This is a genomic window from Candidatus Methanoperedens sp., assembly GCA_012026795.1.
Lineage (GTDB): Archaea > Halobacteriota > Methanosarcinia > Methanosarcinales > Methanoperedenaceae > Methanoperedens.
Map to the genome: position 1 here is coordinate 175137 of VEPM01000006.1, position 23320 is coordinate 198456.

The window sequence follows — 23320 nt, forward strand, 5'->3', positions numbered from 1 at the left end:
ATTGTTGCGGGATATGATTAAGATTGCTTTCGCTTCAACTCCCGCGCCAGCGCCTCAAGTCTTGCAGGCACATCTTCACCTTTTGCAATAATATCCACAAATGCAGACCCGACGATCACCCCGTCAGCCCCGGCGCGGATTATTTCAGCAGCCTGCCTGCCATTCGATATACCGAATCCAACTGCTTTTGGTGTGTTAGTCTTTACTCTTTTTATAAGCTCGCGTGTCGAACCCGCAACATCTGACCGGGCGCCGGTAACACCGAGCCGTGCTACAAGATAAATAAAACCTGTTCCTTCTTTAAGTATCCTGCTCATTCTTTCTTCATTTGTCGTGGGAGCCACAAGATAAATGAGGTCTATTTCGTTCTCTTTGCATATCCTCTGGAGTTCATCTGATTCCTCGGGCGGAAGATCCGGCACAATAATTCCGGATATCCCGGATGCTGCGCAGTCCTTTGCGAATTTTTCGAGGCCGCGTTTGAATATGAGATTATAATATGTCATCACGACAAGAGGAATATGCAGTTTTAGCGAAGAAATCGTCCTGAAATAAATATCAGGCGTCATGCCGCCATCAAGCGCTCTCTGGATGCCAGCCTGGATCGTGGGGCCATCAGCCACCGGGTCTGAGAACGGAAGACCAAGTTCAATGATATCCGCGCCGCCCCGGACAAGTGCTGTCACATACTCTTTCGTGGCTTGCGGCGTAGGGTCGCCAGCGCAGATATATGCGATCAGGGCGCCTTCTTTTCTCGCTTTAAGCTGTTTGAATTTCTCATCGATTCTCATTTTCTCATCCCCATAACGGTCTCAAGATCTTTATCGCCTCGCCCTGAAATATTTATAACAACAACATCCCCAAGCTCTCCTGATGCTGCTGCTTTCCTGACATACGCCACAGCATGAGATGATTCAAGCGCAGGTATGATCCCTTCAAACCTGCAAAGGTCATGGAATGCAAGAAGGGCCTCACTATCCATTGAGTTGCATGGTTTAAGACGTCCAATATCAGCCAGGTACGCAAGTTCAGGACCAACTCCAGCATAATCAAGACCTGCTGCGATCGAGCTTGATTCAAGTATCTGTCCGTACTTATTCTGGAGCACCTTTGTTCGCATGCCGTGGAGGATGCCATCTTCGCCAGTGCAAAGAGTTGCTGAATGAAGCGCCTCTTTTTCCGTTGTTTTCATGCCGCTTCCTCCTGCTTCTACTGCGAAAAGATCAACATCTTCTTCTATGAATGGATGAAATATTCCCATCGCATTGCTGCCCCCGCCTGTGCATGCCACTATGGAGTCGGGGAACCTGCCTTCCTTTTCCAGTATCTGGGTACGCACCTCTTTTCCTATCACGCTCTGGAAATCCCGCACCATGGTCGGGAATGGATGCGGCCCGACCACAGAGCCGATCATGTAATGCGTTGTCCCTACATTTGCCACCCAGTCGCGCATTGCTTCATTAATCGCATCCTTTAGAGTCTCTGAACCGCTTTTTACAGGAATGACCTTTGTCCCCATCAGTTCCATCCTGTAAACGTTCATGCGCTGGCGCACAGTATCCCTGGCGCCCATGTAAACCTCTGTCTTTATATCAAACGCTGCGCCCGCCATTGCACATGCTGTGCCATGCTGGCCTGCGCCTGTCTCTGCGATGATCCTTTTTTTCCCCATATATTTTGCAAGCAACCCCTGGCCAAGCGTATTATTCAATTTATGGGCGCCGCCGTGGATGAGGTCTTCCCGTTTTAAATAGATCTTTACACCGTATTCCTTGCTCAGTCTTTTTGCAAAATATAACGGGGACGGGCGGCCTGCAAAATCCCGGAGATAATGATCCAGTTCATCATTAAAAACAGCATCATCTTTATATTTTTCATAGTATTCAGTAAGCTCAACAAGTGCAGGCATCAATACTTCAGGTACGAACTGGCCGCCATATTTGCCAAATTTTGATTCAAGCTTAAGTGTCATATTTTTATTTATCCTTCTTAATTATTTTTCTTAGTTATTCTTTTTAATTATTCTTATCTCAATGATTATTTTTAGTGTTCAATGCATGTACTAATTCGTAAGTCTTTTCGTAAACATTTCCCAGCATAATGGATGTTCCTACAAGTATCGCATCAGCGCCTGCGTCTATCATACGGACTGCATCATCAGGAGATGATATCCCGCTTTCACTTATAATTATCCTGTTGCTGATAATAGGAGCCAGTTTTTCAGTTGTTGATATGTCAACGTTCATTGTAGTAAGGTTCCTGTTATTGATCCCGATTATGTTTGTCCGCGTTGCAAGCGCATTTTCAAGTTCATCGCTGTTATGCACTTCAACAAGAGGCTCCCTGCCTGAAGATATTGCTTCGTTTACGAAACCATCCAGTTCATCTCCCAGGATCCCTGCTATCAAAAGGATCAAATCGCTTTCTACTTCATGGACCTGGTTCTTATTAATAATGAAATCCTTCCTGAGTACCGGAATCTTAACATTTTCCCTGGCAGATATCAGGTTCCGGATACTGCCTTTAAAGAAATCCGGTTCTGTAAGTACGGATATCGCTGCTGCACCCGCAGATTCCATCTGATTTGCAATTCCGGCTGCTTCAAGGGGTGTAACATTCCTGATAAAGCGAGTCGGAGATGATGGTTTTACTTCCGAGATCACTGGAATGAGTCCCTGTTGTTTTTTATCCTTGATGCTTTTTTTGAAATCTCTTGGGGTTATTCTCTTTATCGTGTTTGAAGTAAGAGGGATCCTGTTTCTTGTTGATGCAATTATTTCGGTGATTATCTGGTGCATAAGTATCATTATTTAAGTGTTATTCTAAATGTGCTTTATATCATTCAAATTGTACATTTTAGTACATTGATGTACAATTATGTTCATTGTATTTAAAGATTTTGAATTATGGTGGGGTATGTATTTATGTGGAAATCCAGTAAGATGGATTAAAAAACTCATGAGTTCTTTGACTATTGGAAAATTGAAACTGGATGGAAATCTTGTTCTCGCGCCGATGTCCGGTGTTACAAACCTTCCATCCCGGCTCCTTTGCAGGAAATATGGCGCATCTTTAGTCTATTCCGAGATGACATCTTCCGAAGCAGTAGTGCGGCAAAGCAGCAAAAGCATAGAAAGGGGTTTTACCTGCGCGTATGAAAGACCGATGGGAATACAATTAATGGGCTCTATTCCGGAAAATCTTGCTGCATCTGCAATATTTTTGCAGGAAAAATACAGGCCTGAGCTCATTGATGTAAATTTGGGCTGTCCTGCACAGGGTGTTATAAAAAACGGGTGCGGGTCAGAACTATTAAAAAAACCTGAACTAACCGGGAGAATCATAAGAATGCTTTCGGATTCCCTGGATATACCTCTCACAGCTAAAATAAGAATATTGGATAACTTTGATGAAACATTGAAAATAGCGCAAATTATTGAAAAATCAGGCGCTGATGCAATCACAGTCCATGGAAGAACGCAAAAACAGGGTTATTCGGGAAAATCCAATCTTGATTTTATCAGAGGCATTAAAAGTGAGCTTGCGATCCCTGTTATAGCTAACGGGGATATCTTTGATGAAAATTCTTCACAAAACGTGCTTGAATATACCCGGTGCGATGGGCTTATGATAGGGCGGGCCGCTATTGGCAATCCGTTTATTTTTAAGAAAATCTCTTATTTTCTAAAAACCGGGGAAATATTGCCTCCCCGGAGTACGGAAGAAAGACTGGCTGATTTTTTCGATTACATAAAACTATGCCGCAATTATAATATGCTCACTTTTAACGATCTGAAGCGCAACGCCCAGTGGTTTACAAAAGGCATGGAAAACGTGAAGCAGGTTCGTATGAAAATAAACAAGACCCATGACATTGATTCGATTATGACAATTATGAATGGGTTAATCTAAGTAATCATGTAATTTTTAATAAATATAGGTTAGGTTTATTAACCACTTATGAGCATTATGATGTATATCATATATAGGATAATATTATCACCGTAGAAGGAATCATCATGACAGCACATGTATATACGATAGCTTCAGGAAAAGGTGGTACAGGCAAGACCACTACCACGCTAAATCTTGGGACAGCCCTGGCTCTTTTGGGGAAGAAGACAGTGGTTCTCGATGCAGATATCGGTATGGCAAACCTGGGTCTCCTGATCGGCCTTGAAAGAAGCAAAATAACGCTGCATGAAGTAATGAGCGGTAACGCTAATATAAAAGAGGCTATTTACGATGGTCCCGGAGGCCTTAAAGTAGTGCCCAGTGGCTTATCATTGACGGGATTCCAGAAATCAAATCCTGATATATTGAAAGATGTTATGTCCACTCTTGTTGATGGAATGGATTTTCTGTTGATAGATACTCCTGCCGGTATTAGCAGGGATGGAGTTATTCCACTTGCTATCGCCGACCAGGTCATCCTGGTTGTAAATCCCGAACTTACATCAATGGCAGATGCATTGAAAACCAAAGCACTCACTGAAATGCTGGGTAGGACTGTGGAAGGTGCTGTTTTGAATCGTGCCACTCTTGAGAAAACTGAAATAAACCGCAATAAAGTATCCGAACTTCTGGGTGTAAAGATTCTTGAAATGATACCAGAAGATGCAAATATGAGGCTCTCAGCAGCGTTCAAGATGCCCATAGTCATAAAATCCCCCAATTCACCTGCTTCAATCGCCTACAAGAGACTTGCTGCCCAGCTTACAGGAGAGAAATACATAGAACCAAAAGTAGAAAAAGATGGGCGAAGTTTTGTTGATCGTCTTGTAAAGTCTGTTTTTGGAGGAAAAAAGAATGGAAAATGAACTTAGTGAAGGGAAGAACAGGTTTTCCATTACAGATGAAGAACTCACACGTGTTAAAAAAATCTGAAAAAAAGGCAATGTAAAAATGGCTCAAATGGAAAATAAGTCGGAATCAGAAGAAAATGTGAAATTAAGCTCAGAACTATCAGAATCCAAAAAGGGAAAACATCAGAAGGGGAGAAAGCGAAAGGGAATTAGAAAAAGTAAGATATTATCCGAAGAAAAGAACCAAGCTCCAGAAGTTGTTTTAAAATCGGATAAACCCATTGAAAAACCGGAACATGATGAAAATAAAAACAAAATAAATGTTACTGAGGAAGAATCTGAAAAATCCAAAGAAGAACCTAAAGAAGACTCTAAAGAGGAATCTATAAAAAGATCGGATGAACCAACTACTAAAAAGGAAACAAAAGATACCGTAGTAAGTTCAAATATTGGGGATCCGAAAGAATTGCCAGGTGCGGATGGACATAATACTGAAATAGAAAAAATATCTAAGCCGGATAAGTTACCAGGGAAAGATATAGAAAAAAATTCTTCATCAATTGATGAAAATGTTATAGAAGATAAAAAATCTGGAAAGCCTTCCGAAGAGATAGGCGCCATTATTCAGCGCCTGAATATTGATACTGATACAACGAGAAATCTCATAGGGGAGAAGATGACCCCTGAAAAGCAGGCTGTTTATGAGATTTTAGAAGATAAATTATTTTCAGATATTGAAACCCGGGTAAAGAAACTAAAGGAAATGCAATCCCTGGATAGCGTGGAAAAACCTACATCCCTAGTGGGAAAAATTAAACAATTACTGGCAAAGGAAGAGGGCGATAAGGAATTATATGATCCTTCGGTTCACGGGCCGCTTGTAACGTATGAAGGTATTAACGGATATAATGAACTGGAACGCTACTGGGTTAATGAACCGTATGCTTTAGTTGTAATTTTGTTTAACCCTGAAAAGAATTCAAACCTGTATTATGTAGTCGAACCAAAACTTTCTGATTTTGAGGAACTATTCCTCAAGGAAATAAAAGACAGGTTGAAAGATGTCCTTCTTTTTGAAGATATTAAAAATGATGAAGATAAGAATAAAACCCTTACGGATAAAGTTAGAAAGTTAGTTAAAGAATATTCAATAGATGTAAGCCCTTTAACAACTGAAAAAATATTATATTATACACGCAGGGATTTTATAAAATTTGGTAAAATCGATCCTCTCATGCATGATGACAGGATTGAAGACGTTTCAGCGAATGGTTTTGGTGTTCCTATTTATTTATATCATAAGAAATATACCAACCTGGCAACAAACATAATTTACAGGGAAGACGAATTGGATTCTTATGTTATACGGCTTGCCCAGCGATGCGGAAAACACATTTCAGTTGCAGAACCGATGATCGACGCAACTATGCCTGACGGCTCACGTATCCAGATGACACTCGGGAAAAATATAACAACCCATGGAGCTACTTTTACAATCCGAAAGTTCAGTGAAGTCCCGATAACACCAGTTGACCTGATAAACTGGAATACATTCTCAGCCGAGGAAATGGCCTATCTGTGGCTTTGCATCGAAAACAACAAGAGTCTTATATATGCCGGCGGTACAGCTTCAGGGAAAACTTCATCTCTTAATGCAGTTTCTTTATTCATCCCGTGGCAGGCCAAGATCATCACGCTTGAAGATACACGGGAATTAAAATTGCCGCATCCTAACTGGATACCCGGAGTAACAAGAGATTCCTTTACTGCTGATGGAAAAGGGACTATCGATATGTACGACCTGCTAAAGGCTGCACTCAGGCAGAGGCCGGAATTCCTTCTTGTGGGCGAAGTCAGGGGCAAGGAAGCACTGACACTTTTCCAGGCAATGAGTACAGGACATACAACATTTTCAACTATGCATGCCGATTCGGTTTCAAGCGCCATCCACAGGCTTGAGAATCCACCCATCAGTGTTCCAAGGACAATGATACAGGCACTTAATATAATAAGCATTCAGTCGCAAACATTCGTAAGAGGAAAAAGAGCACGGCGAAATATGAAACTTGTTGAGATCACTGATATTGACCCTACAACGAGGAACATAAGGACTAATGATATTTTTTCATGGGATGCACTGACAGATAAATTCAACAGGGTAGGAGAATCAAAAGCACTCAACGAAATAATGATCCGAAGAGGCTGGAATATTTCAGATTTGAAACAGGAATTAATGAACCGCCAAAAAATTCTCGAGTTCATGGTAAATAATAAAATATCTGATTTTAATGCGATAGCGACTATTATTCATGATTATCAGGTTACCCCAGACAAAGTACTCAAGAAATTATTGATATCCGGATGAAGATAATGGAAAATATTAGTAGATCCGCCGAATTGATGTTCTTAAAAATAAAGAAACTGCCATTTGTTTTACTTGGCGATAAGATAAAAGCGAAAAAAGAACAGTTCCGGGATATGCGAATGTCATTAAGGCAGGCGCGCATCCCTATTTCGTATGAAATGTATTTATCAAATGCGGTATTTTATTCGGTAGTTGCGGGTATTTTTGGAGCAATCCTGGGTTTGATTATTGCATACATTATCGTAGCTATTGTGGGTCTGCCCGAAAGGCTCACTCATCTTACATTTACCCAGGAAACAGCATGGATGCTGGAATACAAAACAATCTCAATATCGATTTTTATCATTCTTTTCCTGGGCGGATTGTTCGGGATGATCACCTATATGCTCTTTCTTATGTATCCTGGTTTCAGGGCCGGGGAACGAAAGGGAGATATTGATAAGAATCTGCCTTATTCCGTTACATATATGTATGCATTAAGCAGGGGAGGTATGAATTTAATAGAAATATTTCGTTCCTTGAGCAAGTGTTCCAGCACATATGGTGAGGTATCAAAGGAAATGGATGTCATCATCAGGGATATGGATTATTTCGGAAATGACTTGCGAACTGCTCTCCAGAACATTTGTGATGCAACCCCCTCCGTAAATTTCAGGGATCTTATGCATAATCTCCTTACAGTTATTGACAGCGGTGGAGATATTCCAACTTATTTCAGGGATAAATCTGAATATTACCTGAGCAGGGCCAAGGTGGACCAGAAGGGATTTCTTGAAACCCTGGGATTGGTAGCTGAATCCTATGTAACAGCATTTGTTGCAGGACCTTTATTTATGATCATTCTTGGTGTCATGATGTCAGTTATGGGTTCGGGCAGTGACATGATGATATATGCGATAATTTATGCGGTAATACCCATAGGATCGATGATATTTGTGGTAATGGTCAATATTATTACGCCAGGCTCTACCGGTGAGGCGCCCCTTCTTCCTACCCAGAGTAATGTTGGTGAAATAATAGTTCCTGAAACTGAAGAAAAGCCAAGATATCTTGGATTTATCAAGGCAAGGAATTCCCTTAAATTAAATGAAATGATCCGCGATCCGCTGAAACCACTGAGGGAAAAGCCTATATATACTTTATTATTGAGTTTTCCAATTACTTTAATATATTTAATTATCAATATATATTATGGGATGAGATCACCGGATTTTGTAGATTATATTGATGATAAAGTTGTTTTCGGTATTTACATTCTTATTATACCTTTGATGCTATTCCATGAGTACAAGAAGAGAAAGGAAGATAAAATACAGGAACAAATACCTGATTTTTTGAAAAAGCTGGCAAGTACGAATGAGACTGGTATGACACTTCGCGATTCAATAAGACTGATGACACGTTCTGATATTGGTATGAGCAAAGAGATCAAAAAGATCAATAATGATATTGAATGGGGACTTCCTGTTAATGAATCACTTGTCCGATTCGCTAACCGTTTCAGGACTCATTTCATATCCAGATCTGTCAACTTATTGACAAAAGCAAATGAGTCAAGCGGAGATATTGGTGAAGTATTGAATGTGGCTGCAAGAGATGTTGCAGCAGAACAGGATTTGAAGAATGAACGTAAAACCAATATGTTCATTTATGTTGTAATTATTTACATATCGTTCATGGTTTTCGTAGGTATCATTTATATTATTTCTACTACTTTCCTTACAGAGATGGTAAAAGCAGGAGAAAAGATGTCATCAGGAGGAAGCGGGGCGGTTCCTCTTAGCCTTAGCCGTGCGAAGCTGGATATGTATAACCGTATTTTCTTCCATGGCGCTCTTATCCAGGGTCTTTCATCAGGTTTGATAGCAGGTGTCATGGGTGAAGGAAATGCCCTTTCAGGACTGAAACATTCGGTAATTATGATGACTATTGGTTATCTGCTGTTCACATTATTCGTAAACTAGCTTTACAAGGAGCGCGAAGAACGTAAAGCAAAGCCGCATTTTCATGTTTCATTCCGATAATCTCAGAAGCATTCCTGAACGTCTTGCATTAATAATGGCCGAGTCAAGAACTATCATGCCAATAACGAAATAAAAAAATCCCAGCCCGAAACCAAACATTACATTTGCTTCCCCGTATCCGTAAAAAGACCTCATGTATTCAAGAAAATAAGTAAGAGGGATCGCTTTTGCTATTATCTGTATAGCCGGCGGAAGCATTGAAACCGGGTAATATATCCCGCAAATGAACATCATTATCCCTGTTAATGTCCAGGCTACCACCTCAGCACGCTGTCCGAACCTGAGAATTGAAATGCAAACAAGAATCCCGATCGAGGCTGAGGTCAGGAAAAGCCCCCCCAAAAAAACCATTGTCGGCCAGATTCCGGCAATAAGAAAATCAAAGCTGAAAAAATAGAATGACAATACCATGAGGATAACAAAGACAAGTGTGCTTCGAAGAATGCCAAAAAGAAGTGAGCCGATTATGAGGTGAAAGCCCCTGACCGGCGCCATGAACGTGTGTTTCACACTTTTGCTCCACATATCAAAAAGCATTACATATGCGATATCTATCTGGCATACCTGTATGATGGATAGAGCGATAGCACCTATCAGGAGAAAAGATATCGTGGTCTGTGCCATTGAAAAAAATGTTGCCATAAGACCAATAGACATAAGACCGATAAATGGCCAGAATATCACCTCAAAAATGGTGAAAAAATTTCGTTTTGCTATTATCCAGCTTTTATAAAAAGAAGCCCATATTCTCCCGGCTTCGATCCCCGGATCAAGCATTATTTTCACCTTCCTTATTCTCTAATTTTGGCAGGAGTATATAAAAAGTACTTCCTTTACCGTTACTCTGTGCCCATATCTTTCCATAATGTTTATCTATTATGCTTTTGCAAATGGAAAGCCCGAGTCCTACGCCACCGTATTTCCTTTTTGCTGACCCGTCAACCTGGTAGAATCTTTCAAATACGCTATTTAATTTATCAGCAGGAATACCAATACCAGTATCTGAAATACTGATTTTAATGTGTTCAAAATCCTCCTCTGCTTTAATTGTGATTTTTCCTTTATGAGGTGTAAATTTTATTGCATTAATAAGTAGATTTGTTATGACCTGTACCAGCCTTTCTTCATCTCCCCATATTTCAGGAAGTTGCTGGATATCCTTGATGATAGTAATTTGTTTATCATTTGCCTGTGGATGGATATCCTGTATGGTTTTTGAAAGAATACTGTTTAAGGAAACAAGCCCGAACTGCAATCCAAGCTTATTATTTTCCAGATTTGAAGTATCCAGTAATTCTTTTATAAGCCTGATCAACCGGTCAGAATTACGAAAAATTATTTCAAGGCTCTTTTTTTGCTCGGCATTGATTTTACCCATTGTTCCATCATTAAGCAATTCTACAAAACCCCTGATGGATGTAAGAGGAGTTAATAATTCGTGAGTTATATTTGACATGAATTCGGTTTTTACATTATCTGCTTCTAACAATTCACTGTAGGATCTTTCCAGTTTTACATGGTAATCCTTGATCTTCTGTTCTAATTTTATTTTTTCAGTGATATCCCTGGCAATGCCATGTATTGCAATAATCCTGTCATTATCTTTGATTAACCTGTTCTTGAACTCAACAAACAGGTGATTCTTATTTTTGGAGATAATTTCAAGAAGAATGGGTTGTTTGGGTGTTTCTCTTGATGTATATTTTTTTATTACTTCTCTGGCGATTTCAAAACTTTCCGGTGTCAGCCAATCGGATATATTAGTGCCTATTATTTCATCCTTTCTTGTACATTCAAGTATCTTGCACCCGGCCTCATTTATCGTAAGAATAAAGCCGTTAATATCATGTGTATACATCCCATCATTCGCATTTTCAAAGAGTTCCCTGTATTTTGCTTCAGATTCTATGAGTTTTTGTTCTATTTTTATTTTCTCAGTAATATCTCTTACTACGCCATGTATTCCGGTGATTATATTACCTTCTTTTAATATTCTTGTTCTGGCTTCACCCCATTTATGTGTTCCATTACTACTTACCACTTCAATAAGAACAGGTAAATCCCACGGTTCTCCTGATATTTGTTTTTCCAAAACTGCCTGCGAAGATTTCATGCTTTCGGGAGTTAGCCATTTTGAAATATGAGAGTCTATGATATTTTCTTCTGTTCCCTCCAATATTTTCAATCCTGCCTTGTTCATTGTTTTGATGAAACCTGCGGTATCGATTGTGTACATCGGGTCATTGGCATTCTCGAACAGGTCGCGGTATTTTGCTTCGGATTCCTTTAGTTCCTGTTCCATTTTCTTTTTATCTGTCATATCCCTTGCAATGCCATGAGTGCCCGTTATCCTTTCCCCGTTCTTGATAAATCTACTCTTAACCTCAACCCATATGTGTTTGCCATCTTTTCGGACCATTTCATAGACCATTGGCCCCATATATATACCGTCAGCATATTCCTTCAGTCTCTTCCTGGCAATTTCCATACTTTCCGGCGTGAGCCACTCTGATATGTTGCTTCCGATCACTTCATCTTTTGTCGCGCCAAGTGCATTAATCCCCACATTGTTCATTGAAAGGAAAGTACCATTCATATCCAGGATGTACATGGGGTCCCGGGCATTCTCGAACAGGTCACGATATTTTGCTTCGGAATCTTCCAGGCTGATTTTAAGGTTCTTCTTTTCCGAGATATCTTTAGTTACCATGTTAATGATACCCCTGCTTTTTATTCCATATATTATAAATTTTCAATAAAGTTTCCAAGCTCAATAGGCTCTTACCCATAAGTCTCAGTGGATAATGTTCTTTCTATACTTTAATATATCCCAATATTATTTTAAAATATATTACACCGGATTATCGTTATTCAAAATTGAAGCTAATTTGATCAACCTATTCATAGTTTTACGCATGCTCTTTAATCCTTCCTCATCTTCTTTTGCCCCTTCTGCCCCTTTGTCCTTTGACCAGAACGTTCCGCCCAGGTTCGCTCCGAAAGAGCCTCCGCCGACCGGGATTGCTTCATTTATCGTATAAAAGTCCAGTATCACCCTGATCGATGGTTCCTGCCCGCCAATGCGGTCGCCCCCAACAGCAAAAGCTGCCCCGGGTTTGTTAAGGATAAAATATGAATCCTGGGCTGCAAGCGCCCTGCACCTGTCCATTATGACTTTTGTTTGTCCGCTGACCGATCCCTGATATACTGGTGTTCCTATTATGATAGCATCAGCCCATTTGAGTTTTTCATAAACCTCCTGAAGATCATCTTTATGGATGCATCCTTTTTTCTCACGTATGCAATAATCGCAATGGATGCAGAAGTTCATTTTTTTACCCATGGCAGAAAAATACTCTGTCTCAACGTTATATTTTTCTTTTGCGAATTTTAAGGCTTCCTGCACAATGTAATCGGTTGCGCCTTTTTTCGGGCTTCCGCAAATACCAAAAAGTTTTATCCTGTGTTCAGTCACATATTTTGAATTGGCAGGTATGCTCAAATAGATGACGGCGTTAAACTTAAATATAATCAATCACAAAAATACTATTGGAGGTAGTTAGTAATGGTAGAATCATCATGGAGTGATTTCAGAAGATTTGAAGATACTATGAACAGGATGTTTGAGAATTTCTGGGGAAGACCAGCATCAAGGCATTTATTATCCTCGGGAGAAAGCGGCGCTATTGTTCCTTCCGAAAATCGTGAACCTTTCATAGATCTGGTGGAAAATGATAAAGAAATAACTGCAACAGCAGAGATGCCGGGTCTTGAAAAGCAGGACATCAAAATCAATGTCACAGAGGATAGGATTGAGATATCTGCCGAGACAAAACAGGAAGAAAAGAAGGAAGAAAAAGGCTATATCTACAGGGAAAGGCGAAGCGGCAGTTATTATCGGGCAATTTCCCTGCCATCGCCTGTGGATCCTGATAAATCAAAAGCAACCTATAAGAACGGGATTCTTGAAGTTAAGATGCCCAGGACCGAGATCAAGAAGAAAACACCGCTCAAGGTCGAATAGATCAGTGATGGCTATAAGCCATCAAATACTATTTTTTTAAAAAAATTAACCGATATATCTTAAATCCTCATCTGTTGAAGCAGGCATCTGTCCCTGCTCCATTTCCCGCAGTTTTGCGACTATCTTTTCCATCTCTGATGCCCTTTCTTCCAGGGCTGCCATATCAACTTCTATTTCAAGGATTTTACAAAGAACTTTAAGAACGGCCTGGGCGCTTTTAGGATCAACAAGATATCCTGATGTTACACCCATGAGGCAGGCTGCATCAATACCGCGCAATTCCCCAAGGCCGAGGAGTAATCCTGAGGCTCCCACAATACCGCCGCCTGGTTCATTGGGCTTGAATTCAACACCATATCCTTTCAATTCCTTAACAAGTTTAATATTGTTAGCTGCCCCAAGAACTGCTTCAGTCTCGACAAGCTGGCCAACACCATATCCTCCAAGGGCATAAATTCGCTTTACCTTGAATTCTTCTGCTATATCGAGGAATACACCGGTCAATTCATAATGTCCTTCGTTCGTAGCGCTCTGGTGGTCTCCAATGAGTATTAATATATCATTTTTACCTTTCGATTTATATGCATACAATTCATTTTTTACAAGCCTGACAGTACCGTCGTCTTCAACAATGACCTGGGGGGGCAGATGCGGAGAGTAAATTTCCATTATTTTTTTTGCGCCCAGTTCCTCGATCATATGTTCTGCCACAAGTTTTCCCACATGTCCGACCCCGGGAAGCCCTTCGATAAGTATAGGATCCTTAAGCCTGGGTTTTTTTGTCCGTAAGATTGTTGTCTTGATCATGATTCTGTTTTCCTGGTTATCCGTCTGTATTTCCCATATCTGTCTTCAAGAGAAAACCGGGCAGGACGAGAATATTTTGCCGGGGATCCGCACAGGGGACAGATTTCCTTGAGCGTGTATCTCCCGCATTTGCATTTTCTGATCTTTGATACCATAGGTGCAGTCTATGAGCCGGCTTTTTGTTCACTATGCCTGAAGAACTCGCCGTTTCCACCTGCTTTTTCTATTATCTTGATAGCCGATTGCGCTGCATTCTTAAGTATGCCTTCAGCCTTCTTATAATCAGGCGCTACAACATGAATCCTGTACCTGGGTGCGCCTACATAACTGATATCTATCTTTATATCATTACCATTTACTTTATTTGCGGCGATAAGGGCTTTGCGTATGTATTCTATCCCATCGGGGAGATAACATGTCAGGTCTATATAACCTGATATATCAACCTGCGGTTTTTTCAGGTTATCATTTGCAACTTTAGTGATTGCATCAGCAACTTCTTTTCCCACTCCAATTTTTGTAAGGATCGACGCACCTTCCGATCTTGAATTTTCAAATGCTGCATAGACACTGCCAAATTTAGTATAGAAAAGATCTGTTAATTTAGTAAGATCATCTTTATTTATTTTAGCGGTCTTTGCAACATACTCGATCCATTTCTCAGCTTTCTGCTCATTCTTCCATTGCTGGATCTTTTCACGGCGCTGGTGCTCATTTACATCCTTGAGCGAAAGGTCGATATGATGCTTTGCAGTATCAACATAAAGTACCTTGCAGACTATCTTCTGGCCTTCCCTCACATGGTCTCTTATGTACTTGACCCAGCCGGAAGCCACATCCGAGATATGGATCAATCCTTCTTTATGTCCGTATTCATCAAGTTCTACGAAAGCCCCGAAATCGGTAACCCTCTTAACGCTGCATACAACATTATCACCTTCATCGGGCCATCCGCTTCTTTCCATTACTCAAGAACCTCTATGATCTGTGTTTTTACGAGCGCTTTACCACCTTTTGGTTCGGAAAGAGTCCTGTTGCATACAAGGCAGGTCACAGGAGTGCTTGCGCATCCGAAAATGACCTGCTCATTCTCACAGTCGTTACATTTAACTTTTAAAAATCTGCTCCTTGGTTCCATAATTAAGACTCCACGATCTCGAATTTCCCTGACCTGAAACATTTGGGTTTCTGGTGTGCTTTCTTACAGGTTTTGCATCTGTATCTCAGGTTAATGCGCTTTGTGGGCTTGTCCCCTCCGGGTACTTTTGAGAACTTGCCTGAATTTCCGATCCCTGTATGCCTGGCCTTTTGCCTGACTATTCTTGTCAATGTCGATGCTTGCCCTTTTTTTACTCTTTCCACTACGTGAGGTGTATGGGTCTTGCATGACGGACAGTATGTATTGAAGTTTTTGGGTATTTTCATGAGAATCACCTTTTAACCATGATCTGAATGGCTGCTTTGCGATTGATCAATGCTTTAGCATTCACTGTCGATAACACAGCAACATCTTCCTTTGCCAGGGTATAATTGCGTCCATCGACTCCTACAAATGTTGGAATGTCTTTTAGCAGACGCACAACAATGTATTCTTTACTTATATCCTTTTTGTCTTGAAGCTCTTTACTTGTATCATCTTTTTCAGGGGGCTGTTTACTTATATCGTTCTTCTCTGGAGGTTGTTTACTTGTATCGTTTTTCTCTGGAAGTTCTTTAATTATATCGTTTCTCTCCGTGGGAAGTAATTCGGGTAACCTGTCTTCCCCCGGCAAAACTTCAGGCTTATGATAGACCGTTCCTCTTCTGAATATACTGTTTACTATTTCACTTCTCCATCCCGTCATCACTTCAAGAAGCCTGTTGTAGAATACCCTTTCTTCACGGGTCATGGAATCAAGATTTTGTTTTTCCTTCTGTCTTCCTGTCTCATGAAGGGACATTTCTGCATTATACCTTGCTTCATTGATTATTTTGGTCGTCCGCTTATATATTATGCTTTCAATAGCATTTTTAACCGTTTTTTGCTCATCCTCGATAATAGCATGCTTTGTACTATACGGATCATTGATTTTACGTTTTTCATCTTCAAGGTCGTGGATCCGCCTGGTGATATTCCCGTAAAAATCATGTTCAAGGGGAACAAGTTTCTTTCGTTCCTCTCTTTCCACTTTTAGTATGTTCTCAAGATTTATACGGGATTTTTCAGGTTTTTCAGGCATATTCAGCAGCTCCGCGGCACATTAGATATATTGCCGCATATTCTGGCAGGGTATTCTTACCTTCTGTAACTGTAAAGCTTTTTCCTTTCATTTCAACTTTTGAATTCTGAGGACGAAGAGGTGGAATAACTTCAATGTCTGTCATTTTTCCACTGAATACCACGGCATCATTAAGAGGATCAAAATCCTTGAATTCATAAAGTGATAACGGCACTACCCTCATCCCTGAACCGCCGTGAAGAGAGTTTGGCAACCTTATGAGGCGCCGGATATCTGCTGTAACCGGCTCGTCTGTATGTGCGCTGCCAAGACTGATACTATTTTCTTCGATCCCCTTCTGGACAATTGCATCAAATATAAAAGAATCATCTATCATCCCCTGATTTTCAATCTTCTCTAATGTTTCAGAGCTATTTGATATATTTCTTATGTTCTTGAGTATTATTGTTGCCTCTCGTTTATAATCAAATAGATCATTCTTCATTAAGAAGTTCTTGACCTTATTTTTATGGATGCCAACTTCCTGTGCTATTTTTTCTATTCCGATTCTGGGATTTTCCTTCTTCATATAAATTATTTGGTCAGCAATGTCTTCCGGGATCGTATCATAAATCGGTTTATTCATATAATAATTCCTTATCAGCTGTACAATTTGATCCTGAGCCCCAGTTTCATCTTTAATTGAAATATCTTTCAAGAATTGAACAAGGTATTTGCTGATCCGTTTTCCCCAGCCGAATCCGCCGGATCTTTCTTCAAAAGAAGCTATCTTCCTTGATGTATCCAGTTCTTTTTTCTTAAATTTTCCATGATCATAGACCTTGTGCTTTGCAGGCCTGAACAAAAAATCGACGCTCAATCCGGTTCCGCTCACATAATCCACGATTTCCCTTCTTTCGGCGCTTTCAAGTGCCAGCACTTTCGGATCATGCACATGAATATGATACCCGCGGCCCCCTGAAAACACTATGCTGACATAATTGTCAGAAAAGCCAAAGTCCTCAAAAAGAAAGTCAAGAAGCTTCCCGGTTTCGGATTTTACATTGGAAAGCATTTCAGCATACGACCGTGCCTTTCCGGGTAAATGATCAGCATCAAGATCAAATATCAGGTCAGCTCCCTGCCATTTTTTCTCTTTCATGGTGCCAGCGCCGGGGAATTCATAATATGCAGCAGAATGGTACGCATGCGCCGGAACCATCCCGCGAATATAATCAAGTGCCTCGTTTTCCCTGGAAAAAGCTTTGTGGCGGCGCATCACAACTTCGGGAAGTTCATCAAAAAATATAAAACCCCATTCGCGCCTTGTGAAATCATGAGGCAGGCCAGGTTGGGAGTTCATGTAATAATCTGCAAACCTTTTTCTTAAGAACTGCTTTGTCCTGAAATTCACAGGTTTTTATTGTCCTGCAAGTTTAAAACCATAATGTATCTGGCCGGGTTTATTTATAGTAGTATGACCTTATTGGCGCTGGACATTGGGAAAAAAAAATCATAATATTGGGCTCGTAGTATAGTCCGGATAGTACTTGGGCCTCCGGAGCCTAGGACCCGGGTTCAAATCCCGGCGAGCCCGTAACTGTCTAAAATAATCTTATAATGAGCATTACTATTATTATAATTTCTTTTGGATAAATTTAAATAGTTTGATGGATTATACTCTATTGAATAACAATTGTGAGGAGGGTTATGTCAAAATATACTACAACCGGAGTTATCGTTGAATGGGATAAGGGAGTGGCAACAGGTTTTGCATCAAAACAAGAAGCTGAGCGGTTTATTGAGCGTATATGCATGAAAACCGCGCCGCACCTGGATTATAGCATTTACAGCAAAACCATATTAAAGTCACCCGATAAATAGAAAATCTCATTTTTCTCTTCTTTCCAACCATCGCCCTTATTTTAGAAGCGCGCTTGGTTCATCACCGCCGTGCCAGCTTTTCCTGGGGCGCATACGGACAACATGAGCCGACTCGGAATTATCATCAACTATGAACGCCACTCCTTTTTCAGTTCCCATCTTTTTCAGGGAATCACCTATTCCTTCCCGCATATATGTGGGGCGGACAGCTTCAAGAGCAGTTATGTCATCCTGTGCTGTAAGGCGATGGCAGATTATAATATCACTCTGTGACATGACATCCGGGTGAAGCGCAGCCGGTCTCTGTGTTGCAAAAATTATAGAAAGACCGGGTTGTCTTCCCTGCCTCAGCCATTCGGTCACAAGTATATCTGTTGCAGGCGTTCTGGCATCACGGGGTAAAAATAAATGCGCTTCATCTACGAACATCCAGACCATGGGAATACCTTCTTTACCGGGATTCTCTCCTATTTTCCTTTGTTCATAAATTCGCCTTGATCTTATACTTTCATTATAAATTTTAGAACCAAGGATCTTAACAGCAATGGCCTTGATATTCTGGTTGTCAATCGAGCTAAGGTCAAGAATAATCACCTTTCCTTTTCGGATAATATCGGAAAAAATAATCCCATTCTCATGAAATATTCCCCACGAAATTGCCGAGCGAAAATAGTTATTGGCGGCATTTCGCAAAGTCGTATCCTGTTCTTTATCCCTGTTTACAAAATCCATGATCGTTTTCAAAGAGATTTTTTGTACTTTTTCCTTGATATCTTCAATTGTTTTCATTATGAAAACACCTATCGGGCTTACCGGGTCAAGGCCAAATAAAGAACACCAGTCATATCCTGAAAGTTCTGATGGGGAAATTGAAAATGGCTTTACATCAATATTCATCTTTTCATAATGCCCGGTGCTTCCCTCAGGGACATACAATTCTATGTCGATACCTGCAGGTGAAAAACCCCATTTTGATAAAATATCCTTTTCCTTGGTATTCGGGTGGCGCATAGTCCAGAAAATTCCCATCGTATCAATAACAAGAGCTGCAATATTCACATTCTCCGGTAGTGTTGCAAGTTCTTCTATCAATGTTCCCATCGTATAGGACTTCCCGTATCCGCGTTTACCGCAAATAAGAATAGCATGCGGCCTTAATGCATCCATCCGGACTTTTGATCCCATGGACTTATCAAGAGCAAGATATTTCCCTACATCCAGAGTACCTGTATCCGTATCAGTATCTCTCCTTCCGATCACGTATTGTTTATGAGTGACACCTGAGTTTTGAAGATCCTGTGAGATTATTTTATCTTTTGAATTCATTTATTAGTCCGTTAAAGAAATTGGTAAATGCTGCGCAAACTATTTAATATTTCTGTTATTATTTTATATAAGGAATACTTATTATAATCATAATAATTCTAATTTATATTATTATAATAGTAATTATTATTATACTAAAGTTCGGATAAATTTAAGTAATCATGTGATTTACAGTCAGATTATTCCCAATCGGGTAGAATAAAATATAATATTTAATTAAAAATGGACACAAAACAAATCAACACAAAAATGGCTCTGCATGCTGCGTCAATAATTGATACGCTAAAATCATTGACCGGTAAAAAAAAAGATGAAGAAAAAATTTGTTCTTATAAGATCCGGAAATATAAACACCAGCGTGTAATTATTCTTGATTGCAAAAACTGCAAGTCGGGTTCATCATCCATCACTGATCCAGCATGCAGGGGGTATATTTTCCAGATCCTGAACTCCGAACCCGCAGCAAATCGCCTTGTCCTCTCCCATCTTTTTGACCGGGACTATGAGATGGAAAACCTGGATTTCCTGTATTTGCTGGCCCAGTTCATTAATAATATCCATGAATATAAAAATTCAGAATTCAGGGCGCAGGGCGAACAATATATAACCCTGAAAAAATGGCTGCTTTCGATCATAGATACAAGTACTTCCGACCCTGTAAAAGCATATTTGGATATAAGGGAAAAAATCAGGATGCTTCAAAAATCAAATACGCAAGCCACTATCGAATCCGATTTTATATCATTGTTAGAAAAAATGATCTCCAGTGTACCGATGCTTGCAGACCGGATAAAAGGTGAAGTGCAAAGTCCGGAGTATTACAGGAATATTATTAAATCACTTGTCAGGCCGGGTTTTTCCACCACAAGGATATACACAGCTCCGCCATCAAATACTGAATTTCTTGAAAGGTATGAAGTGCAAAGATCCTGCGGAAGGATCCTGCCAATAACTATCTACACGCTTACTGACAGGCCGGAGAGCCTGTACTTTACGATTCCCCCGGAATATGATAACATGCGCCCGGTAGAACTGGAAATTATTGAATCAGTCAGGAAAAAACTGATGAGGCACAGGCCAAAAGAGATAAATTTTTCAGAATCCGCTAATTCAAGGGATTATTTTGCACGCCTTGGAACGCAAATGATCTCAGAGGAGGCCAGAGAGAATAATTTAAAACTTACCCCGGATGAAACAAACGTTTTATCAGACATACTTGCAAAATACACAACCGGTTTAGGTATACTGGAAGATGTGCTTTCTGATGAGCGCGTTACTGATGTGTATGTAAATTCACCTGCTGACATAAATCCCATCCATGTCGTAGTCGATGGCGAAGAATGTTTTTCAAATATCTATTTATCCCAGGATGATATCGATTCCATGATAACGCGGTTCAGGGCGATAAGCGGAAGACCATTCGGGGAAGCAAACCCGGTCCTTGATATGGACCTGCCTGAGTTCAAAACAAGAGTGTCGGTGATCGGAGACCCGCTGTCATCAGGCGGACTGGCATATGCATTCCGGAAACATGCACGAAACCCATGGACACTCCCGAAGCTGATAAACACAGGCTCGATCACTCCGCTTGCTGCCGGTTTATTGAGTTTCCTTATGGATGGCCAGTCTTCTGTCCTTGTGGCCGGCGGTGTCGGTTCGGGAAAAACATCCCTCCTTTGCGCTTTGCTTCTTGAAATCCCCCAGAAATACAGGATCCTGACTATTGAAGATACTCCTGAGCTTCCGATTGAAAACCTGCAAAAACTTGGCTGCAAGATACAGGCAATGAATACAAAGTCGGCAGTCGGCGGAACGAACATCGAGGTAAATCCCGAAACAGCGCTTCGCGCAGCCCTGCGGATGGGAAATGCCACCCTGGTACTTGGTGAGGTGAGAGGTCCTGAAGTAAAAGTATTATACGAGGCAATGCAGGTAGGAGCCTCAGGAAATTCGGTTATAGGCACGATACATGGCGCATCCACAAGGGCAGTATATGAACGAATCGTCAACAGTCTTGGAGTGCCTGCGCCGTCATTCAGGTCAACTGATGCTGTCGTTGTAGCACAGAATGTGAGGATCAGCGGCACAATGAAGAAGAAAAAAAGAGTTGTGGAAATAGCCGAAGTAACAGGGGGAGAATGGGAAGAACATCCGGATGCAGATGATATTTTTAATGATATTATGGTATTTGATGCAGCCCTGGATAAGCTTGTAGCGACTGACCTGCTTGACAGGGGAGGTTCAGAGCTTGTCAGTAAGATCGCCCATAAATGGGGTATGGGCATTGATGAAGCATCTCTTAATATAAAAGTGCGGGCAAGGATTAAAGAAACAATCGCAAAAGTGGGAAAAATGCATCCAAGGTTTGTGGAATCGGACATGGTAATGAAGGCAAACAATGCTTTTTGTCTTTACCTTGAACAGATGCAGGATGATAAAGGAAAAGTGGATTTCCATGGTGTTTATGACAGGTGGATGGCATGGTACCATGATTTCGTGGAGAAAAACAGGTAAGATAATTTATGGATGATAACCAGAATATGTATTGCCGTGCCTGTCGTTATTCCGTAAAACACTTTAGCTGGCTCGTGAAGGATCTTGATGAATACAGGAAAAAAAGTGAAAAAACCGCGAGTGATGAGTTCTATGCTGCATTAGATTTTTCAGGATTTGACCTTGAGCCATGGGAAACCCATATACTTTCTTATGCTGGCGGCCTTTTGTTATTCATCTCATTAGTTGTCCTTGATATTATTCTATTTAGCATTTCCACGTATGAAAGAAATTCAATAATTTTTGCGGCGGTTTTTACTGCACTTGTTCCCATAATTGTAATGATTTACTTGAGTGAGTATCCCAAGATACATGCAAAATTCTTAAAAATCCATACACTTGGAGATATCCCGGAAATCCAGAGCTATATTGTTATGTCAATGAAGCTTGTTCCCAATATGGAAAGAGCTATAATTTTTGCAGCCGATAATTCGTTCAGGCCACTTGCAAGGGACTTAAAGAAACTTATCTGGGACATCCATATTCGCGTATATAGCAATATCGATGAAGCGCTCATCGGATTTGCAAACCAGTGGGGTAAGAACAGCGAATATTTCAAACGTTCGCTTCACCTTGTAAAAAGTTCTACAAGTGAACCGGATGAAGCCCAGAGAATTATGACCCTTAACAAATCACTTGACATAGTCCTTGAGGGGACAAAAACCATGATGGATGCGTTTGCAGCCAAACTTAAAACCCCTACCTATGTCCTGTATTCTACTTGACTTTCAAAGAAACGTAAAATCAGCCTAATTTTTTTGACAAACCTTAGTGCAAAGAACTCCTTGCTAATTCAAATATGTATGGCCTAACTTTTTAAATCAACAAATTGATTCAACATAAGACAACATATTAGAAAAATATATATAAATGTATGACCTAATAGTATAATGTGGTTTCTTTAAAGAAAAAATCAATAAAAGGTCATAACTACTGGTACGCAGTGGAAATGTCCAGAGTTAATGGTAAACCAAAACAAACCTGGCAAATGTACCTCGGATCAGCAGAAAAGATAATTGAAGCAATGAAGGGTTCAGAAGGCAAGCCATATGCAAAAATAAAATCCTTTGAATATGGCAAGATTGCTGCAATGCTTCAAATAAATGAAGAATTAAAATTCGTTTACATCGTAAACAAAAACACGGATAAAAAATCAATAGAAGGATTGACTGTTGGGGAATATCTTTTATTGGATATCATAGGAAAAAGTGGTGGAGCTTTAACGGAAAATTCTTTGGAGCCATGGCCGTATGATCTTGTTCTTAAGGAAGCGCAGGAACTGGGGATAGCCGAAACCGACCCTGCGTATGATGTTGAAGGTATTGATTCTGCGA

21 protein-coding genes, 1 tRNA gene and 1 pseudogene are annotated in these 23320 nt (G+C 40.4%); 9 read left to right on the forward strand and 14 right to left on the reverse strand.

Translation table 11 applies throughout. From position 1 onward, the window contains the following. Positions 1–17: 17 nt before the first annotated feature. Genes FIB07_02730 through FIB07_02740 form a run of 3 tightly spaced genes read right to left on the reverse strand, consistent with a single transcriptional unit; the run spans position 18 to position 2798 of the window. Positions 18–791 (reverse strand): tryptophan synthase subunit alpha, encoded by a 774-nt coding sequence (locus tag FIB07_02730; protein ID NJD51762.1) that lies wholly within the window; start codon positions 789–791, stop codon positions 18–20. Next, entirely contained in the window at positions 788–1972 is a 1185-nt protein-coding gene (gene trpB, locus FIB07_02735) for a tryptophan synthase subunit beta (protein ID NJD51763.1), read from the reverse strand. Before trpB ends, FIB07_02730 begins: the two co-directional genes overlap by 4 nt. Before the next feature lie 58 nt (positions 1973–2030). Continuing rightward, positions 2031–2798, reverse strand: coding sequence for an indole-3-glycerol-phosphate synthase (locus tag FIB07_02740; GenBank protein NJD51764.1), 768 nt, complete (start codon positions 2796–2798; stop codon positions 2031–2033). 79 nt (positions 2799–2877) lie between these two features. On the opposite strand from FIB07_02740, the gene FIB07_02745 reads away from it, so the two are divergent. The 4 genes from FIB07_02745 to FIB07_02760 all read left to right on the forward strand — a co-directional run bounded on the left by FIB07_02745 (position 2878) and on the right by FIB07_02760 (position 9134). Next, on the forward strand, positions 2878–3912 hold the full coding sequence (locus FIB07_02745) for a tRNA-dihydrouridine synthase family protein (GenBank protein NJD51765.1): 1035 nt from the start codon (positions 2878–2880) through the stop codon (positions 3910–3912). A gap of 107 nt (positions 3913–4019) precedes the next feature. Next, positions 4020–4820, forward strand: coding sequence for a septum site-determining protein MinD (locus FIB07_02750; GenBank protein ID NJD51766.1), 801 nt, complete (start codon positions 4020–4022; stop codon positions 4818–4820). 661 nt (positions 4821–5481) lie between these two features. Next, positions 5482–7170, forward strand: coding sequence for a secretion system protein E (locus FIB07_02755; protein NJD51767.1), 1689 nt, complete (start codon positions 5482–5484; stop codon positions 7168–7170). Continuing rightward, on the forward strand, positions 7167–9134 hold the full coding sequence (locus FIB07_02760; GenBank protein NJD51768.1) for a secretion system protein: 1968 nt from the start codon (positions 7167–7169) through the stop codon (positions 9132–9134). Before FIB07_02755 ends, FIB07_02760 begins: the two co-directional genes overlap by 4 nt. A gap of 48 nt (positions 9135–9182) precedes the next feature. Here the strand turns inward: FIB07_02760 and FIB07_02765 are convergent, their stop codons facing one another. From FIB07_02765 to FIB07_02775, 3 genes are all read right to left on the reverse strand, one after another. Further along, the gene (locus tag FIB07_02765) at positions 9183–9971 is read right to left on the reverse strand and encodes an ABC transporter permease (protein NJD51769.1); all 789 of its coding nucleotides are present in this window, start codon (positions 9969–9971) and stop codon (positions 9183–9185) included. Continuing rightward, a complete protein-coding gene (locus FIB07_02770) occupies positions 9964–11904 on the reverse strand; it encodes a PAS domain S-box protein (protein NJD51770.1) in 1941 nt (646 codons plus the stop codon). The genes FIB07_02765 and FIB07_02770 overlap by 8 nt, the downstream gene beginning before the upstream one ends. Before the next feature lie 141 nt (positions 11905–12045). Beyond that, a complete protein-coding gene (locus FIB07_02775) occupies positions 12046–12654 on the reverse strand; it encodes a flavodoxin family protein (GenBank protein NJD51771.1) in 609 nt (202 codons plus the stop codon). A 105-nt stretch (positions 12655–12759) separates the two neighbouring features. Between FIB07_02775 and FIB07_02780 the strand changes: the two genes are divergently transcribed. Further along, positions 12760–13218, forward strand: coding sequence for an Hsp20/alpha crystallin family protein (locus tag FIB07_02780; GenBank protein ID NJD51772.1), 459 nt, complete (start codon positions 12760–12762; stop codon positions 13216–13218). Positions 13219–13263: 45 nt separating this feature from the next. On the opposite strand, the gene FIB07_02785 is transcribed toward FIB07_02780, so the two are convergent. Genes FIB07_02785 through priS form a run of 7 tightly spaced genes read right to left on the reverse strand, consistent with a single transcriptional unit; the run spans position 13264 to position 17637 of the window. Continuing rightward, positions 13264–14025, reverse strand: a complete 762-nt coding sequence (locus FIB07_02785; GenBank protein ID NJD51773.1) for a proteasome assembly chaperone family protein — start codon at positions 14023–14025, stop codon at positions 13264–13266. Next, positions 14022–14180 (reverse strand): RNA-protein complex protein Nop10, encoded by a 159-nt coding sequence (locus FIB07_02790; GenBank protein ID NJD51774.1) that lies wholly within the window; start codon positions 14178–14180, stop codon positions 14022–14024. The genes FIB07_02785 and FIB07_02790 overlap by 4 nt, the downstream gene beginning before the upstream one ends. A gap of 9 nt (positions 14181–14189) precedes the next feature. Then, positions 14190–14990: a translation initiation factor IF-2 subunit alpha gene (locus FIB07_02795; GenBank protein ID NJD51775.1), complete on the reverse strand. Its 801-nt coding sequence runs from the start codon at positions 14988–14990 to the stop codon at positions 14190–14192. After that, complete coding sequence (locus FIB07_02800) at positions 14990–15163, reverse strand: 30S ribosomal protein S27e (protein ID NJD51776.1); 174 nt, start codon at positions 15161–15163, stop codon at positions 14990–14992. Before FIB07_02800 ends, FIB07_02795 begins: the two co-directional genes overlap by 1 nt. A gap of 2 nt (positions 15164–15165) precedes the next feature. Further along, a complete protein-coding gene (locus tag FIB07_02805; GenBank protein NJD51777.1) occupies positions 15166–15450 on the reverse strand; it encodes a 50S ribosomal protein L44e in 285 nt (94 codons plus the stop codon). 5 nt (positions 15451–15455) lie between these two features. After that, the gene (locus tag FIB07_02810) at positions 15456–16244 is read right to left on the reverse strand and encodes a hypothetical protein (GenBank protein NJD51778.1); all 789 of its coding nucleotides are present in this window, start codon (positions 16242–16244) and stop codon (positions 15456–15458) included. Then, entirely contained in the window at positions 16237–17637 is a 1401-nt protein-coding gene (gene priS / locus FIB07_02815) for a DNA primase catalytic subunit PriS (GenBank protein ID NJD51779.1), read from the reverse strand. The genes FIB07_02810 and priS overlap by 8 nt, the downstream gene beginning before the upstream one ends. A 109-nt stretch (positions 17638–17746) precedes the next feature. Between priS and FIB07_02820 the strand changes: the two genes are divergently transcribed. Continuing rightward, positions 17747–17820, forward strand: a tRNA-Arg gene (locus tag FIB07_02820). Between the two features lie 323 nt (positions 17821–18143). Here the strand turns inward: FIB07_02820 and FIB07_02825 are convergent. Then, the gene (locus FIB07_02825; GenBank protein ID NJD51780.1) at positions 18144–19433 is read right to left on the reverse strand and encodes an ATP-binding protein; all 1290 of its coding nucleotides are present in this window, start codon (positions 19431–19433) and stop codon (positions 18144–18146) included. 249 nt (positions 19434–19682) lie between these two features. Here FIB07_02825 and FIB07_02830 point away from each other — a divergent pair, with 249 nt between their 5' ends. The 3 genes and pseudogenes from FIB07_02830 to FIB07_02840 all read left to right on the forward strand — a co-directional run bounded on the left by FIB07_02830 (position 19683) and on the right by FIB07_02840 (position 23320). Continuing rightward, positions 19683–21947 (forward strand): type II secretion system protein E, encoded by a 2265-nt coding sequence (locus FIB07_02830; GenBank protein NJD51781.1) that lies wholly within the window; start codon positions 19683–19685, stop codon positions 21945–21947. Positions 21948–21955: 8 nt separating this feature from the next. Further along, positions 21956–22711 carry a hypothetical protein gene (locus tag FIB07_02835; GenBank protein NJD51782.1) on the forward strand — a complete coding sequence of 252 codons (756 nt, stop codon included), beginning with the start codon at positions 21956–21958 and terminating at the stop codon, positions 22709–22711. A gap of 521 nt (positions 22712–23232) precedes the next feature. Next, a pseudogene (locus FIB07_02840) lies at positions 23233–23320 on the forward strand (hypothetical protein).